Raw genomic sequence first — 15,226 nt, forward strand, 5'->3', positions numbered from 1 at the left:
TGGCAATCGTGAGCTCTGAGAGAGCTGTGTTGATCGCCTTTTCGGATGCCGCCCCCTACTGACCATGTGGTGTGACTATGCACCAGTGTTGCATAGTCACACCAGCGATAGTATTCGGCTCGGCGTGCGACCCCTCACAAGTACCGAGGGACCGATAGCATGTCGAACCGTGCCAGACGCCGCAACAGCTGTTCTCACCAAGCCTCCTGCCGAACCGGTGGCCTCCGCGAAGGATTTCCGGATCGCGCGATGGATCGCGATCGTCGCCGGGATTCTCGGTGCCCTGTTCGCGGTCGCGACGCCGTTTTTGCCGGTCACCCAGACGACCGCGCAACTGAACTGGCCGCAGAACGGCTCGCTCGGAAACTTGCAGGCGCCGCTGATGTCGCAGGTGCCGATCGATCTGAACGTGACGATCCCGTGTAGCGCCGTGTCGACGCTGCCCGAGCAGGGCGGCATGCTGCTGGCCACCGCGCCCGCGCAGGGCGATCGCGCGGCCTTGGAGGCGCTGTTCGTGCGCGTCTCCGATACCGCGGTCGATGTGGTCGACCGCAATGCGGTGGTCGCGTCGGCGGAGCGGTCGGCGATGGACGGCTGTTCGGCGATCGTGATCTCCTCCGATCAGAACCGCACGAGCGCGGAGTTCGTGGGGCTGACCAAGCAGATCGAGCGGCCGATCGCCGGTCAGCCGGGTGCGATGGAAACCGTGCAGGTGCCTGTGCAGGGGCAGCTCGCCGGTGACCTGCGCCCGCAGATCGTGGGCGTGTTCACCGATCTCAAAGGTGAGGTGCCGCAGGGACTTTCGCTGACTTCGACGATCGACACCCGTTTCTCGTCGAGTCCGTCGCTGATCAAGCTGGTCGCGATCATCGCGGCCGTGCTGTGCACCCTGCTTGCGCTCGGCGCGCTGGCCCGCCTCGACGGCAGTGACGGCCGCGGGCACCGCCGCTTCCTGCCGCGCAACTGGCTCGAGCCGACCTGGGCCGACGGTGCGGTGATCGGCACGCTGCTGGTCTGGCATTTCGTCGGCGCCAACACCTCCGATGACGGCTACATCCTGTCGATGGTGCGGGTGGCCCCCGACGCGGGTTATATGGCCAACTACTTCCGCTGGTACGGCGTCCCCGAGGCCCCGTTCGGCTGGTACTACTACGTGATCCAGGTGTTCGCCGAGATCTCGACGGCCAGCCCGTGGGTGCGTGTCCCGGCGCTGATCTGCGCGATCCTGTGCTGGATGGTGATCAGCCGCGAGGTGGTCCCACGCCTGGGCAACGCGGTGAAGCGCTCGCAGGTGGCGCTGTGGACCGGCGGACTGGTGTTCCTGGCGTTCTGGCTGCCGTTCGACAACGGCCTGCGCTCTGAGCCGATCGTCGCCCTCGGCGCGCTGCTCACCTGGGTTTCCATCGAACGCGCCATCGCCACCGGCCGCCTGCTGCCCGCGGGTATCGCGGTGCTGATCGCGGCCTTCACCCTCGCCGCCGCGCCCACCGGCTTGATGTGCATCGCCGCGCTGCTGGCCGGAATCCGGCCGCTGGTGCGGATCATCGTGCGCCGCCATCGCGAGTTCGGCACGGTCGCGCTGCTGGCACCGATCGCCTCGGCGGGCATGCTCGTGCTCACGGTCGTCTACGGCGACCAGACCTTCGCGGGTATCCAGGAAGCCAACCGGGTGCGGCAGGCCACCGGCCCGAACCTGGCCTGGTACGAGGACTACCTGCGCTACTACTACATGTTCGTCGAGACCGTCGACGGCTCGCTGGCTCGCCGTTTCGCCTTCCTGGTGATGCTGCTGTGCCTGTTCACCACGCTGCTGGTGCTGCTGCGCCGCCGTCAGGTGCCGGGGATCGCGTCGGGTCCGACCTGGCGGCTGATGGGGATCGTCTTCGGCACGATCTTCTTCATGATGTTCAACCCCACCAAGTGGACCCACCACTTCGGTGCGTACGCGGGCATCGCGGGTGGGCTCGCGGCGGTGACGGCGGTGGCGGTCTCGCAGAGCGCGCTGCGTTCACGCAAGAACCGGGCGATCTTCCTGGCCGGACTGCTGTTCGTGCTGGCGCTGTCGTTCTCGGGCATCAACGGCTACTGGTACGTGTCCAGCTACGGCGTTCCGTGGTTCGACAAGACCATCTCGGTGAGCGGCATCAACTCCAACACCGTGATGCTGATCCTGTTCGGCGTGGCCTTGGCCATGGTCGGCTGGTACGCGCTGCGCGAGGATTACGTGAAGCCGGTGCCGTCGGCGAAGACCAAGCGCGGCAACCGGATTCGCAAGTTCGCCGCCATCCCGCTGACCATCGTGGTCGGTCTGATGGTGTTGTTCGAAGTGCTCTCGCTGGTCAAGGGCGCGACCCAGCAGTACCCCGGCTACTCGCTCGGCCGCTCCAACATCGACGCGCTGAGCAACAACTCCTGTGGCCTGGCCAACGACGTGCTGGTCGAACCCGACCCGAACGGCGGCAGGCTCGACCCGATCGTCGACCCGGCGCGTCCGTTCACCAACCCGGATGACCCGCTGGCGGGCACCGGCTCGGTGGGCTTCACGCCCAACGGCGTGCCGGGCGACCTGTCGGCCGACGCGGTCGAGGTGAAGCCGGGCACCGGTAACACCAGCAACCAGTCGGTCGGCGCGGCCTTCGCCGAAGGCGAGAGCGCGGGCACCGGCGGTGGCGAGGGCGCACTCGGCGTCAACGGCTCCACCGTGGCGTTGCCGTTCGGCCTCGATCCCGCCCAGACCCCGATTCTCGGCTCCTACCAGGAGGGCATGCAGCAGCCCGCCCACCTGGAATCGGCCTGGTACGGGCTGCCCGCCCGCTCGGACGACTCGCCGCTGGTGGTGATCAGCGCGGCCGGTCGCATCGCCTCCAAGGACGACTCCGGCTCCGACAAGTACGGCCAGGCGCTGTTCGTCGAGTACGGCACCCGCAACCCCGATGGCAGCGTCACCACGCTCGGCGCCTACCAGCCGCGCGATATCGGCCCTGCCCCGTCGTGGCGCAACCTGCGCGTACCGCTGGCCGACCTCCCGGCCGAGGTGAACGCGGTGCGGGTGATGGTCAACGACCCGATCCTGATCGGCGACCAGTGGCTGGCGTTCACCCCGCCGCGCGTGCCCAAGCTGCAGACCCTCGACACCTTCATCGGCCGTGACCAGCCGGTGCTGCTGGACTGGGCCGTCGGCCTGCAGTTCCCGTGCCAGCGTCCGTTCGCGCACAAGAACGGCGTGGCCGAGGTGCCGAACTACCGGATCCTGCCGGACCGTCCGCTGGCGATCTCGTCGACCGACACCTGGCAGGCGCAGGAGTTCGGTGGTCCGCTCGGCATGACGCAGATGCTGGCGGCCCGGGTCACCATCCCGACCTACCTGAAGGACGACTGGGCCCGCGACTGGGGTTCGCTGGAACGCTACGACCAGTACATGGACGCGACGCCGGCCAAGCTCGAGACCGGCACCGCACCGCGTAACGGCTTCTGGACCCCGGGGCCCCTGCGAGTCTTCTAGCCCTGGAAGTCTTCTTCTAGCCCTGTAAGTCTGTAGTTCTCGGCCGCCTCGATCTGGACTGACCGAAGGGTGCGACGAAGGAGTACCCGTAGGGAGGGAAGATCGAGGCCCACAGGGCCGAGAATTCGCGGCGCCAGCCGCCAAAATAAAAGGCGCGGACCACTTAGTGTGGTCCGCGCCTTTTTGGCCGTATGTGGCAGGAGTCAGACGTTGAGCATGCGACGGTTCAGGTCGCGGCGTAATACCTCTTGTGAAGGCAGTCTTTCCAGTACCCGCATTACGGCCGGTCGTAGTTCTTGCATCTCGTCGTTGCTGAGCAACTCGACGAGATCTCGTAGATCCATGTCATCGAAGGCTCCTGTCATACCCACCAGCGTACGTGTTCAAACGTGCAGGCACAGGACCTTTACGCTGTCATTTACAGCTGTTTCATCTAATCGAAACCCTAACGGGCACTGAGTGTTTCGTGAGAGACACGCGCCAGTGCCTGGTCACTGCCCTTACGCTGCCAGTGTCTGCCACTCGCATCACTGCGCCCGAATTGCCGGTTCCTTGGCGCGTCCTGACTGATCGATCACAGTCACCCCGATCTTCGCGGGCGGTGCGGGCTGGTACGGCGTGAACCGCTCCAGCGAGCCCCAGTCGCGACCGAGATCATGATCGAGATAGGTGGGCACAGTCTCTGCCTTCAGTAGCAGATTTGTCCACCCGAGCGGGCCGCCGCCGATGTCGTCCTGCCAGGCGTTGGACGCGTCGGAGCCGACCCGATCGGGCAGGATCCGCCACCGCGGGGCCTCCGCGACGCCGTCGTGGTGCTCGAACGGGCGCTGGCAGGGAAACGCGAGGCCGACGTGCCAGTCGAGCAGCACCGGGTCTTCCCGGCCGACGACCGAGTCGAGGGTGGCCAGTTTCGGCAGCCGCGGCGGCGTGACCGCGAGCCACTGCTTGCCGGTGATGTCGTTGTCGGCGGCGACCAGGCGCACCGCGTTCACACCGGCGGGCAGCTGATCGATCGGCACGCGCAGGTTGCGCCACGACGGCGACGGCCCGATATCCATCGGTGCGACCGAGCCGGTCACCTCGACGGAACCGTCGGCGGCGCGGGTGCCGTATTCCAGGCGCAGTTCCTGGCCGTAGTGCACGACGCCGTCGGTGTCGACGTAGCGGATCCGCCCGGCCGCGGTGACAACGAGAGCCTGATAGGCGGAATCGGCGCGCACGCTGTCGCTGAGGTCGACGCGATACCACTGCGAGGTCAGCTTCGCCTGCTGCTGCACGCCGTCCTGGAACGAGCCGAGGACCGGCGTGCGGGCGGGGTCGAGGCCGAACGGGAGGGCCACGGTGCTGCCGTTGATGCCGGGTTCGGCGCTGGTGCCGCCGCCCGTGCCCGCGCCGGTGGTCTTGGTGGTCTTGTTGGCGGAATCCTTGTCGACCGAGTTGGCGCCGCCGACCACGGTTTCGTCGGCGTCGGCGGTGAGGTCGTCGGCCACGCCGTCCGGGGTGAAGCCGGTGGATTCGGCGTTCAAGCCGTCGGCGGGGGTGCCGGTGTAGGGGGTGAGCAGGGAGTCGGCCGTATTCGATTCCACCAGCACGTCATTGGCCATGCCGCACGTATTGCCTTGCAGCGAATTGAAATTCGATTTCGCGATGGAGTACGCGGGGTACTGGGTGATCGCGCCCTTGGCCATCGACGCCACCTCGAACAGCACGAGCAAGGCCGCCGCGATGGTGAGCGGCATGGTGGCGAATCGATCGAAACGACCTGTGTCCCTTGGCGTTCGGTAGGGGGCACGCAGGTGGAAATACAGCGCGACGAGCAAGGCGAGGATGCTGAGTCCGAGGAACAGCGTCGACACGCCCTTGCCCGCCACCATCGGCGCCTTGTCCCAGAACGGGACGCCGAAGCTGGAGACGTACCACCAGCCGTTCGAGCCGGTGAAGGTCATCGCGAGCAGGAACAGGACGGCCGAGGCGAACAGCGCTCGATTGCGCGGTGCCTTGATTCCGTTGGTGCCCACCGCGACCGCGGCCAGCGCCGCCAGCGAACCCGCCAAGCCCGCGTAGACGCCGAAGTGGTGGGTCCACTTGGTCGGCGTCCACATCATCAGCAGGAGCGCGGCGAAGACGATGCCGAGGATGCGCACGGACGGGCCGCGTGAGGTGCCGGGGATGCGGCCCTTGCGCAGCACCTGCAGGATGCAGACGAGCAGGCACAGCAGCATTACCAGAACGCCGAAACGGCGGGCCAGTGAGCCGTCGGGGGAGAGCATGAACAGCGAGTCCCAGCGGGTGCGTTCGTCGAACCAGGCGACGTTCGGGCCGACCAGCGTGCGGACCCGGGTGGCCTCCATGACGGTGGCCAGTGTCTGGTCGGCGAAGACGATGATGAGCACCAGCGTGCCCGCCGCGATGCCGGGGGCCAGCAGGGCGACGTAGCGGAAGATCTTGGTGCCCAGCGAAAGTCGCTTGCCGGGATCGTCGGCTGTGACGCGCTCGTCGGCGGCGATCGGGCGCGGTCGCAGACCCTGTGCGCGTTTGATGATGACCTGCATGACCGGTCGCGTGCCCGCGATCAGGGCGGCGATGCAGATCAGGCCGGTCGGCCCTGCCGCCAGCGAGAACGCGGCCACGAGGATCGCCAAGGCGGCCGGCAGCAGGCGTGCGGTGGCGATGGCGCGTTCGATCAGGCACCAGGTGAGCAGAGCGCCCGCCGCGATCAGCGGTTCGGGGCGAAGGCCGTTGTCGTAGGGGAGCCAGAAGGCGAGGAACACCAGGCCCGCCGTCCACAGCGCCACCTTGTCGCGGCGCACGCGAGCACCCAGGCGGGGCAGCACTTCTCGGCTGATCACCGCCCAGCAGACCAAGCCGGCGGCGAGCGCGGGCAGGCGCATCCACGGGCTGGCGTCGGAGATCTTCGTCATCCAGGCGAGCACTTCGTAGGACCAGCCGAACGGTGCCTCGGGCACGCCGAACCAGCGGTAGTAGTTCGCCATGTAGCCCGACGGGCCCGACGCGCGCGCCATATTGAGGATGTAGCCGTCGTCGGAGGTGTTGGCGCCGATCACGTGCCAGCCGAGCAGCGTCCCGACCACCACCACGTCGGCCGGGGTGATCCGCCACCAGTGCCGGGGCAGGAAGCGGCGGGCCCGGCGGCCGTCGGCGGTGTCGAGCAGGTGCAGGGCGATCAGCGCGAGGAGGGTGAACACCCCGGCGCCGATCATCGCGGCCAGTTTCAGCGTGGTCGGCGTGGAGGTGAAGCGGGAGTCGATATCGGCGTGCAGCCGGGCGCCGGTGAGGGCCGCCGCGTCTAGGTCGGTGTAGACGCCCACGATCTGCGGGCGCTTGTCGACGGTGACGGTGTTGCGGAACGGGGTGCCGTCCTGTCGCGCCGCGCCGACGAACTCGACCGTCGTCGCCTCGATGGTCGAGACGATGCTGATCCGCTCGCACCCGCCGATCTCCGCGATCGGCGCCGACAGCATCGGCACATCACGGGCCTGCACCCCCACCACGCCGTCGCGCACGGTGACGCTCAGCCCGCGGTCGGTTTTGCCGGAGGCGGCCGGAATCGTCGTCAACAGGGTGGTCGTGGCCGGGTTCTCCGCGCCAGGACCGGGCAGCCCACTCAGCATCGTGCACGGCAGCTGCGCGTCGAGCCGCTGCGGCACATAGGACACCAGCGGCGCTTCGACGCTGGTCGCGCCCGCTTGCGGCCAGTCCAGGCTCGCGCGGTCCTGGCGCACCGGCAACAGCGGTGTGAGCAGGGCGAGCACGAACCCGAGCAGCCCGCAGACGAGGGCGATCAGGCGGTATCGGGTGAACGCACGTTCAGATCGGTCCGGCACGGGGGTTGATGCTATCCATCGAACCTGTGCGCGAGTGTGCCTAGCCGGTTTTGCGCGCGGCCCATTCGAGCTGGGATCGGGCCCAGTCGGGGATCTCGGCGTCGGGTCGCGGGAACGCCGCGAATTCGGCGGCGAGATCGTCGGCCGTGATCTCCGGCATCCAGTCCGCGACGGCGACGGTGGAGTAGTTGGTCTTGTAGCGGGTGGGGCCCGCGATGAAGATCTCCGCGCTGAGCCAGGCGCCGACGTCCGGGTTGTAGGACATCCGCTTGTGATCGGTGAGGTATTCGAGCACCTCGATGGGCGGCATCAGGTTGGTGACCGTGCCATCACGCTCTTTGATCTGCACCCCGGCGACGACCTGCTCGCCGACCTGCAGCGACCACAGCAGGGCGAATTTCTGCCCGGGCGAGAGCATGGCGATGGTGGTGTCGATGACGAACCGCTCGATCGCGCCGAGCGACTCGAGCTGTTCTCGCGGTTCCGGTTCACGACCCAGGATTTGCTGTCGTGCCAATAAAAGGTCGATCCGCTCCGGTCGGCTGAGCGTCATAGCTATACCTCTGCATCCGTACCGATCAGCACTACCAAAAACTGATTTCGGTCGGCCGAAATTTCAACATTTCGCAGCGTACCCGCCCCGCGACACCGACCGCGCGGTTTGGTGACTCTGACCGACATATTGTGGTCTATCGCTCGTCCGCACACCAGTGGCTACCGGGTGTCGATCGACACAGGTTCTGGTTACGCCGCGGCCGCGCGCAGGGCGAACCAGCCGTCACGCGGGTCGGCGAAGCCGTGATAAACGAGCGGAATGCGCTGGTCGATCCCGAAATGCCGGTAGACGGCCTCCATCGCCTGGCGGACCGAATGCGCCTGGAAATCATCGATGCGACGCACGCCGATGCGTCGTTCGGGCAGCATCTCCAGCCGGGTCAGCTCGGCCGGATCGTCCACGTCGAGCCCCCACGGTTCGTCGATGAGGTGGTCGTGCAGCACCTCCCGCGCGTGCGGATCGTGGCGTGGCCCCGAGAACGCGACCTGCTGGGCGCGTGCGAGCCCACGGGTGTCCAGCGGTGTGCGCACGGCTTGGATCAGGTCGATCAGCTCGGTGTCGGGGGTCGGCGCGGGTATTCGTCCGGCGACCGGCGCCTGTTCGAGCAGATGCATCATCTGCCCGCCGAGGACCAGCGGTTCGGGCACCAGGAAAACACTGATGCTCGGGCAGGAACAGTTCAGGCCGGTGAGGCACACCCTCGTGTGCAACGGATCGGACATACGTCCTCCTCCGGTAGCGGGTCGCCGGGACCCGTGACGTGCAGGATCTGCTTCCAACGCCAGCCGCCGTGCGGGTTTTCAACCGCAGGCGGAGACCATGCCGCACCCGTCAGTGTAGTGCTGTCGAGTGGGATGAACACCCGGTTCCGGGACACGATTCGCCCGGCCGATTCGGTGTAGCGGCGGGCCGGGTGCGCAGATGCGCGTCCGGTTCGCGTGAGCCGGTCGTGGCGGGGCCGATCTCTGCGGCATGGTCGCGTCGCGGCCTAGGCGATAGCCGCCATTACCTCGGCCGGACCACGGCTTGACCGCGCTATCCTTACTTGGACGACTAGGTAAGGAGAGCAGATGGACGCGCTGGCTCGTCTGACATCCAAGGGGCAGCTCACAGTCCCCAAGGCAGTACGCGAAGCGTTGGAATTGCATACCGGCGACAACGTTCATTTCCGAGTCGAGGGCAACGTCGTTGTGCTCGCCAAAACACCCGACTTGCTCGACCTGGCCGGTAGCGTGCCGGTTCCGCCGCAGGTGCGTGGTCGCTCCTGGGAGGAAATCCAAGAAGCCGCCTGGACGCAGCAGTGGCGGGAGGATCAGGAGTAGTGACTGTCTACCTGGATACCAACATCCTGGTTCGGCACTTCACGCAGGATCCGCCGGAGATGGGAAGGCGCGCGACCGCCATGCTCGGGCAGTCCGAGGACTTCTATCTGCCGGACTTGATCGTGGCCGAAACGGTATACGTGCTGCAGAGCGTCTACCGAGTGCCGAGGCCCGAGGTGGCCGCATTGACGCGGGCGATCATCGGCTCCCGCAACATCTTTACCGACGACCCCGCCGTACTGATCAGGGCCGTCGATGTATACGAGCATCACCGGCTGTCGTTCGCTGATGCTTACCTTGTCGCTCTCGCTGAGGCTGACCCCGGTTCATCGATCGGGTCGTTCGACAAGGGGATCGGCAAGGTGGGGACTGTACGACGCGTCGAGCCAGGCGAAGACGGGACCTTTCCTTCAGCTACCGGGGGTGGCTCCTGATCGACGCGTCAGCTGTCAGCGGCGGACGGTGATCAGGGTGAAGGGGCCGAATTCTGTGGCGGTGAAGGCGGGGTCTGTGAAGAGGGACTTCGGGAAAGCGACTGTGTAGCGCTTGACGTTGGGGTCGTTGGGGTAGACGTCCTCGGCCAGGCGGAGGGTGTAGTTGTCGCCGTCGTTGCGGAACAGGAAGGCGTCGGGGGCGCGCCATGGGGACTTCGCGAGGGCTTCGACGAGGGCGGGGGAGTCGGGGAGTTCGCTCCAGTCGGCGATGGTGGCGGCGCGGGCCTTGAAGTCGGACAGGGGGTTCGCGTAGTGCGAGGTGAGTGCCTGGAAGCCCCAGTAGGGGTAGAAGGCCAGGAAGGTGGTGTCGGCGGTGAGGACCACGGATTCGTCTCGGGGACGGCCGGTTTGGGCCAGCAGGGCCGCGTCGATCTCGCGGTAGTAGGAGACGGCGGAGGGTTTGCGCTGGTCGGCGCGTTCGCCGTTGCCGTCGGTGTCGGTGTAGGCGGTGTCGATTTCGTGGGTGAGCACGGTGGGGATCGTCTGGGCGAAAGCCATCGCGCCGAGGACGGCGATCGCGGCGGCCGCGGTTCGCAGCGGGGCTGGTTCGTTCAAGGCCTGGTAGATGGCGGTGGCGCCCTCGACGAAGCCGAAAACGCCTGCGGCAGCGAGCAAAGCGAGCAGGACCGGCTCCAGGCGGAAGGACAGCAGAGTGGTGCCCGCGGCGGTCGCCAGCATCGACAGCAGCGTCCACAGATAGATCGACACGACACCGATCCCCAATGCCTGTGCGCGCCTTGATGACCCGGCCCGCACCACGAGCCACAGCACGCCGATCAGGCACAGGGCGCCGCGCAGCGAGAATTCCAGCATCGGAAACGCCAGTTGCGCACCGGATTCCGGTAGATAGTGGAAGGCGCTGCCGGAGGGCAGCGTCGCGCCGGACAGCTGCTTCAGCAGATACGGCGTCCACACCACAAGTGCGAGCACGATCGCGATTGCGCCGATCGCCGCGAGCTTCGTGAGCGGCACAACCGCCGCACGCCACGCAGGCCGACTCGCGGGCAATGCGGCCGCGCCGGCCGATCCCTCGGCTGCATCGGTCGATCCGGTGGCTGATCGGCGCGCTACCGCGCGGGCGCTGCGGTCTGCCCGTCGTCCCGCGGCCCGCTGTGCGGAAACAGCGAGACCGGCTGCCACGATCCCCATGATCACGACGGTGAACGCCGCGATCGCGAGATACAACGTGTAGAAACATGCCGCGACACCGAGGAACACGCCGGTCCCGAGCGCCGCGCCCCAACCACCGCTACGCCGATGCAACGCGCCCCAAGCCAGCACCAGCACCGGCGGAATGAACACCACGAGCACCGCGCCGTAGGCCTCGGGCGAGGCATAAGCCACCGTCATCGCCGTCACCGCGGCGGCAGCCCCGACAGCCATATCGGCCCGCACCAACTGCATCCACAACACCAACGCCACCGCGGCGGCAATGGCGAGCAGCCCGATCGCGTACGGCTTGAACACTTCCCAGCCGTCCATCCCGAGCACGTTCCCCACGCGCCCGCCGATCCAGAACCACCCGGCCGGGTAGAACGGCGGCAGATCCACATAGGTCATGTCGCGCAGCGCGGCGCTGTCGGTGAGGCGCGTCAGATACTCGGTCCGGAATTCCTGATCCACCGAGACACCGAACAGATACAGCTTCGTCGCTGCCAGTGGCATGCCGAGCGTGACCGTGACAAAACTCGAAATCCCCACCCAGGAAAGCAGTTTCGCCACCACCGGCCGCTTCCGCAGCCGAATCAGCAGCACCGCGACCACCAGCAGCGCGAGCGAGACGACCTGCCCGACCGTGGTCAACGCGCGAGTCACATTGGAGGAGTTGAACGCAGGCCACTGCACCGCCGAGAACGCGAACAGCCCAACCACGGCGACGACCAGCGCCACCCCCGCGGCGGCCGCCCCTTCACCGATTCCTGCCCGAACCCGGCGCCCCACCCGCACCTCGTCATTGGTCGTCATCGGCGCGCAATCCTCCGGCTCCACTGTGCTCCACGGTCCGGGCCAGCCTAGTGGAGCCACAAAGCAGAACTGCCGCACCATCCGGGGATGATGCGGCAGTCCGGAACGCAGTCGATCAGATCGGGAGCTTGCGGAAGATCGGGCGCGGCACGTGGCGCAGGGCCGACATCAGGAAGCGGGCCTCGCCCGGCGCCCAGACGATCTCGGTGCCCTTCTCCGACGCGGTGACGGCGAGCTTGGCGACGTCTTCCGGGTCGACGGTGAGCGGGGCTTCCTTGGAGCCGGTGGCTTCCCAGTGCGCCTTGGTCGCCGAGGTACGGACCTGCATCGGCCGGATCACGGTGACGCGCGGGCCGTAGGGGCGCAGCGCCTCGCCGAGGCCGAGGAAGAAGCCGTCGAGGCCGGCCTTGGTGGAGCCGTAGACGAAGTTGGAGCGGCGAACACGCTCACCGGCCACCGAGGACATCACGATGAACCGGCCGTGGCCCTGTGCCTTGAACTTGTCGCCCACCAGCACGCCCACCGACACACCGGCGGTGTAGTTGATGCCGACGGTCATGACCGCCTTGCGCTGGTTCTGCCACAGCTCCTCGGCATCGCCGAGCACGCCGAACGCCACGATCGCGACGTCCACATCACCGGCGGCGAACGCGGAGTCGACGACCTTCGGGTGCGACTCGGTGTCGAGCGCGTCGAAGTCGATGACGTCGACCTGGGTCGCACCGGCGGCCTTCACCTGGGTGACGGCGTTCTCGAGCAGGGGATCGCCGGGCAGGTTCGCCAGGATCACTCGTGCCGGGCTCTTGGCCAGGTACTCGGCGACGATCGCGAGACCGATCTCGGAGGTGCCACCGAAGAGCAGGATGGTCTGCGGGTTGCCAACTGCGTTGATCACTGGAGCTCCAGCCTCCTGGCCATATCGGACATGAACACGCCATTCGGGTCGACGCTGCGGCGGACCTTGATCCACTCGTCGATCCGTGGGTACATCTTGTGGAAGGCCTCGGCGGAGGTGCGCGAGTCCTTCGCGGTGTAGAGCCGTCCGCCGAACTCCATCACGCGCCGGTCGAGGTCGGTGACGAGCTCGTTGAGGCCCTGCTTGATCGGGAAGTCCACGCAGATGTTCCAACCCGGCATCGGGAAGCTCAGCGGCGCCTGGTTACCGGGACCGAACAGCTTGAACACATTCAGCGCCGAGTAGTGCCCGGAAGCCTGAATGTCGATGATGATCCGCTTGAACTCCTCGACGGCCTCGGTCGGCACCACGAACTGGTACTGCAGGAAGCCGTTGGAGCCGTAGCCACGGTTCCACTCCGAGATCATGTCGAGCGGGTGGTAGAACTGCGTCAGGTTCTGCACCTTGCCGGTGTAGTTCCCGCCCATCGCGTAGTACGCCTCACCGACGGCCGACAGCGTCAGCTTGTTCATGGTGAAGTTCGGGAAGATATCCGGCACCGTCATCAGGTGGGGCGCGTCGAACGCGAGCGGCTTCTTCTGCAGCTTCTTCGGCAGTTCGTCGAGCTTGGCGAGGCGGCCTCGGGTGATCGTGCTGCGGCCGAGCTTGGGCAGCGGGCTGATCACGTCGAACCACGCGCTCGAGTAGGTGTAGTTCGCTTCGCTGCCGTCGCTGTGCGCGGCGATCGTCTCGTCCAGCGTCGAGGTCTTGACCCCGTCGTTGAGGAAGTACGCGGTCTCCGTGGGCGCCATCTCGATGGTCGCGCGCAGGATGATGCCGGTCAGCCCGTTGCCACCGACAGTCGCCCAGAACAGCTCGGCATCGGCGGTCGGCGAGATCGTGCGCACCGAACCGTCGGCGGTGAGCAGGTCGATCGAGCGGACGTGATTGCCGAAGCTGCCTTCGCTGTGATGGTTCTTGCCGTGGATATCGGAGGCGATGGCGCCGCCGATCGTCACCTGGCGGGTGCCGGGTAGGACCGGAACCCAGAGGCCGAACGGCAGCGCGGCCTTCATCAGCTGGTCCAGGCTCACGCCGCCGTCCACCTCGACCATGCGCGAATCGCGGTCGATGCGGTGGATGCGGTTGAGCGCCGGCATATCGATGACGAGCCCGCCCGCGTTCTGAGCGTGATCACCGTACGAGCGGCCGAGGCCACGCGCGATCACGCCGCGTCGCAGATGCGCCGGCTTGGAGTCGTTGTCCTGCGCGACCATGCCCACGGCCTTGGCGATCAACTCGGGATCGCTGGTCGAGAGCACTTCGGCGGAGGTGGGTGCGGTGCGACCCCAGCCGGTGAGCTTGCGGGTGCGCGTGGGGAGCGCGAACGCAGCGTCGGCGGTGGTCGAAATCTTCTCAGACATCGGCTTAGAGGCTACATGCATGGCACGACACGGCGCTGGTCTCGTACTCTTCTCACGTGCAAGCCCAACCGCATCTGCCGCTGCCCGCCGAAATTCCCCTGGTCGACGAGCCCGGCGGGACCGATGTCGACCTCAAGACGCAGATCGTGCGGTTCACCCTGACCGGTGGTTTGTCGGCGATCGTCGACTATGGGCTCTACAGCCTGCTACTGAACCTGATCGGGTGGCCGGTCGGTGTGGCGAAGGCGATCGGCTTCGTCGCGGGCACGACGACGGCGTACCTGATCAACCGGCGCTGGACGTTCAAGGCCGCACCGAGCAGGGCCAGGTTCTTCGCGGTGGTCGCGCTCTACGCGGTGACCTTCGCGGTGCAGTGGGGTATCAATCAGGCGCTGTTCTTCTCGCTGCCCGAGGAATGGTGGCGGCAGCCCCTGGCGTTCGTGATCGCCCAGGGCACCGCAACCGTCATCAACTTCATCGTGCAGCGAGTGGTGATCTTCAAGATCAAGTAGGTCAGCTTGCCTCGGCGATGGCCGGAGCCCGTTTGCCCGCTTTGACCCCGAAGTAGTCGCCGCCCTTGGCCCGCACGTTGTCGGTGCCCCATTCGCGCTGGTCACGCGCGACGGGCACCATCTGCGGAATGTGCTTGCGGCAGTGGATATAGGCCTCTTCGACATCGACGACCACCCACACCTGCGAGGTCTTTCCCCGCTCGGCCGCGGGCAGGTCGGTGACGGTCTCGCGCAGCTCGCTGTCGGCGACCATCCGGGCTTTCCCGTTGATGTGCAGGCCGATGAGGTCGCGAACGAAGTCGATCATCAGGATTCCCACGTGCGGGTTCTCGAGCAGATTGCCCAGACTGGCCATCACCCCGTTACCTCGATATTCGGGGTACGCAATCGTGCGATCGTCGATCACGTGCAGGAACCCGGGGGTCCCCGCCCGGAAGCTGGAGTCACATTCGCCGTGGGAATCGGAGGTGGCGATGAAGGCCATGTCCATCCTGGCGACGAAATCCACCATCGTGGGGTTCAGATAGTCGATCACCTGGTCGTCGTAGAAGCGCTCGGCCCTTTCTGAGGTGCCCAACGTGTCCTGTAGCTCGTGTTCTCCGTCGCTGCCGACGAATTTTTCGGGCATCGGGCCCCCTCTGCTAGCCGTACCGGTTGATGCGGGCTTCTAGCTGAAACCCCCGCTGTGACCGCAATCTCAGCTCAGTCTAG

At 66.7% G+C, this 15,226-nt stretch carries 12 protein-coding genes; 4 read left to right on the forward strand and 8 right to left on the reverse strand.

The genetic code is table 11. The features are described 5' to 3' along the window. The first annotated feature begins 169 nt into the window (after positions 1-169). Complete coding sequence (locus tag ACWZHB_RS29185) at positions 170-3,502, forward strand: arabinosyltransferase domain-containing protein (protein ID WP_427904964.1); 3,333 nt, start codon at positions 170-172, stop codon at positions 3,500-3,502. A gap of 203 nt (positions 3,503-3,705) precedes the next feature. Here ACWZHB_RS29185 and ACWZHB_RS29190 read toward each other — a convergent pair whose 3' ends face one another. From ACWZHB_RS29190 to ACWZHB_RS29205, 4 genes are all read right to left on the reverse strand, one after another. Next, positions 3,706-3,867: a hypothetical protein gene (locus ACWZHB_RS29190; RefSeq protein ID WP_427904965.1), complete on the reverse strand. Its 162-nt coding sequence runs from the start codon at positions 3,865-3,867 to the stop codon at positions 3,706-3,708. A gap of 162 nt (positions 3,868-4,029) precedes the next feature. Continuing rightward, complete coding sequence (locus ACWZHB_RS29195; RefSeq protein WP_427904966.1) at positions 4,030-7,347, reverse strand: arabinosyltransferase domain-containing protein; 3,318 nt, start codon at positions 7,345-7,347, stop codon at positions 4,030-4,032. A 40-nt stretch (positions 7,348-7,387) separates the two neighbouring features. After that, positions 7,388-7,900, reverse strand: a complete 513-nt coding sequence (locus tag ACWZHB_RS29200; RefSeq protein WP_427904967.1) for a hypothetical protein — start codon at positions 7,898-7,900, stop codon at positions 7,388-7,390. Between the two features lie 191 nt (positions 7,901-8,091). Continuing rightward, on the reverse strand, positions 8,092-8,625 hold the full coding sequence (locus ACWZHB_RS29205; protein ID WP_427904968.1) for a hypothetical protein: 534 nt from the start codon (positions 8,623-8,625) through the stop codon (positions 8,092-8,094). A gap of 348 nt (positions 8,626-8,973) precedes the next feature. Between ACWZHB_RS29205 and ACWZHB_RS29210 the strand changes: the two genes are divergently transcribed. Both ACWZHB_RS29210 and ACWZHB_RS29215 read left to right on the forward strand, forming a co-directional pair. After that, entirely contained in the window at positions 8,974-9,225 is a 252-nt protein-coding gene (locus ACWZHB_RS29210; protein WP_427904969.1) for an AbrB/MazE/SpoVT family DNA-binding domain-containing protein, read from the forward strand. Continuing rightward, complete coding sequence (locus ACWZHB_RS29215) at positions 9,225-9,659, forward strand: PIN domain-containing protein (RefSeq protein WP_427904970.1); 435 nt, start codon at positions 9,225-9,227, stop codon at positions 9,657-9,659. Before ACWZHB_RS29210 ends, ACWZHB_RS29215 begins: the two co-directional genes overlap by 1 nt. A gap of 15 nt (positions 9,660-9,674) precedes the next feature. Here ACWZHB_RS29215 and ACWZHB_RS29220 read toward each other — a convergent pair whose 3' ends face one another. From ACWZHB_RS29220 to ACWZHB_RS29230, 3 genes are all read right to left on the reverse strand, one after another. Further along, positions 9,675-11,684 (reverse strand): arabinofuranosyltransferase, encoded by a 2,010-nt coding sequence (locus ACWZHB_RS29220; protein ID WP_427904971.1) that lies wholly within the window; start codon positions 11,682-11,684, stop codon positions 9,675-9,677. A gap of 115 nt (positions 11,685-11,799) precedes the next feature. Then, on the reverse strand, positions 11,800-12,579 hold the full coding sequence (locus tag ACWZHB_RS29225) for a decaprenylphospho-beta-D-erythro-pentofuranosid-2-ulose 2-reductase (protein WP_427904972.1): 780 nt from the start codon (positions 12,577-12,579) through the stop codon (positions 11,800-11,802). Continuing rightward, positions 12,576-13,991, reverse strand: a complete 1,416-nt coding sequence (locus ACWZHB_RS29230; RefSeq protein WP_427909344.1) for an FAD-binding oxidoreductase — start codon at positions 13,989-13,991, stop codon at positions 12,576-12,578. Before ACWZHB_RS29230 ends, ACWZHB_RS29225 begins: the two co-directional genes overlap by 4 nt. Positions 13,992-14,059: 68 nt before the next feature. Between ACWZHB_RS29230 and ACWZHB_RS29235 the strand changes: the two genes are divergently transcribed. Continuing rightward, entirely contained in the window at positions 14,060-14,515 is a 456-nt protein-coding gene (locus tag ACWZHB_RS29235) for a GtrA family protein (protein WP_427904973.1), read from the forward strand. Position 14,516: 1 nt separating this feature from the next. On the opposite strand, the gene ACWZHB_RS29240 is transcribed toward ACWZHB_RS29235, so the two are convergent. Continuing rightward, a complete protein-coding gene (locus tag ACWZHB_RS29240) occupies positions 14,517-15,143 on the reverse strand; it encodes a pyridoxamine 5'-phosphate oxidase family protein (RefSeq protein ID WP_427904974.1) in 627 nt (208 codons plus the stop codon). Between the last annotated feature and the right edge of the window lie 83 nt (positions 15,144-15,226).

The sequence above is a fragment of the Nocardia sp. FBN12 genome, from assembly GCF_054031145.1.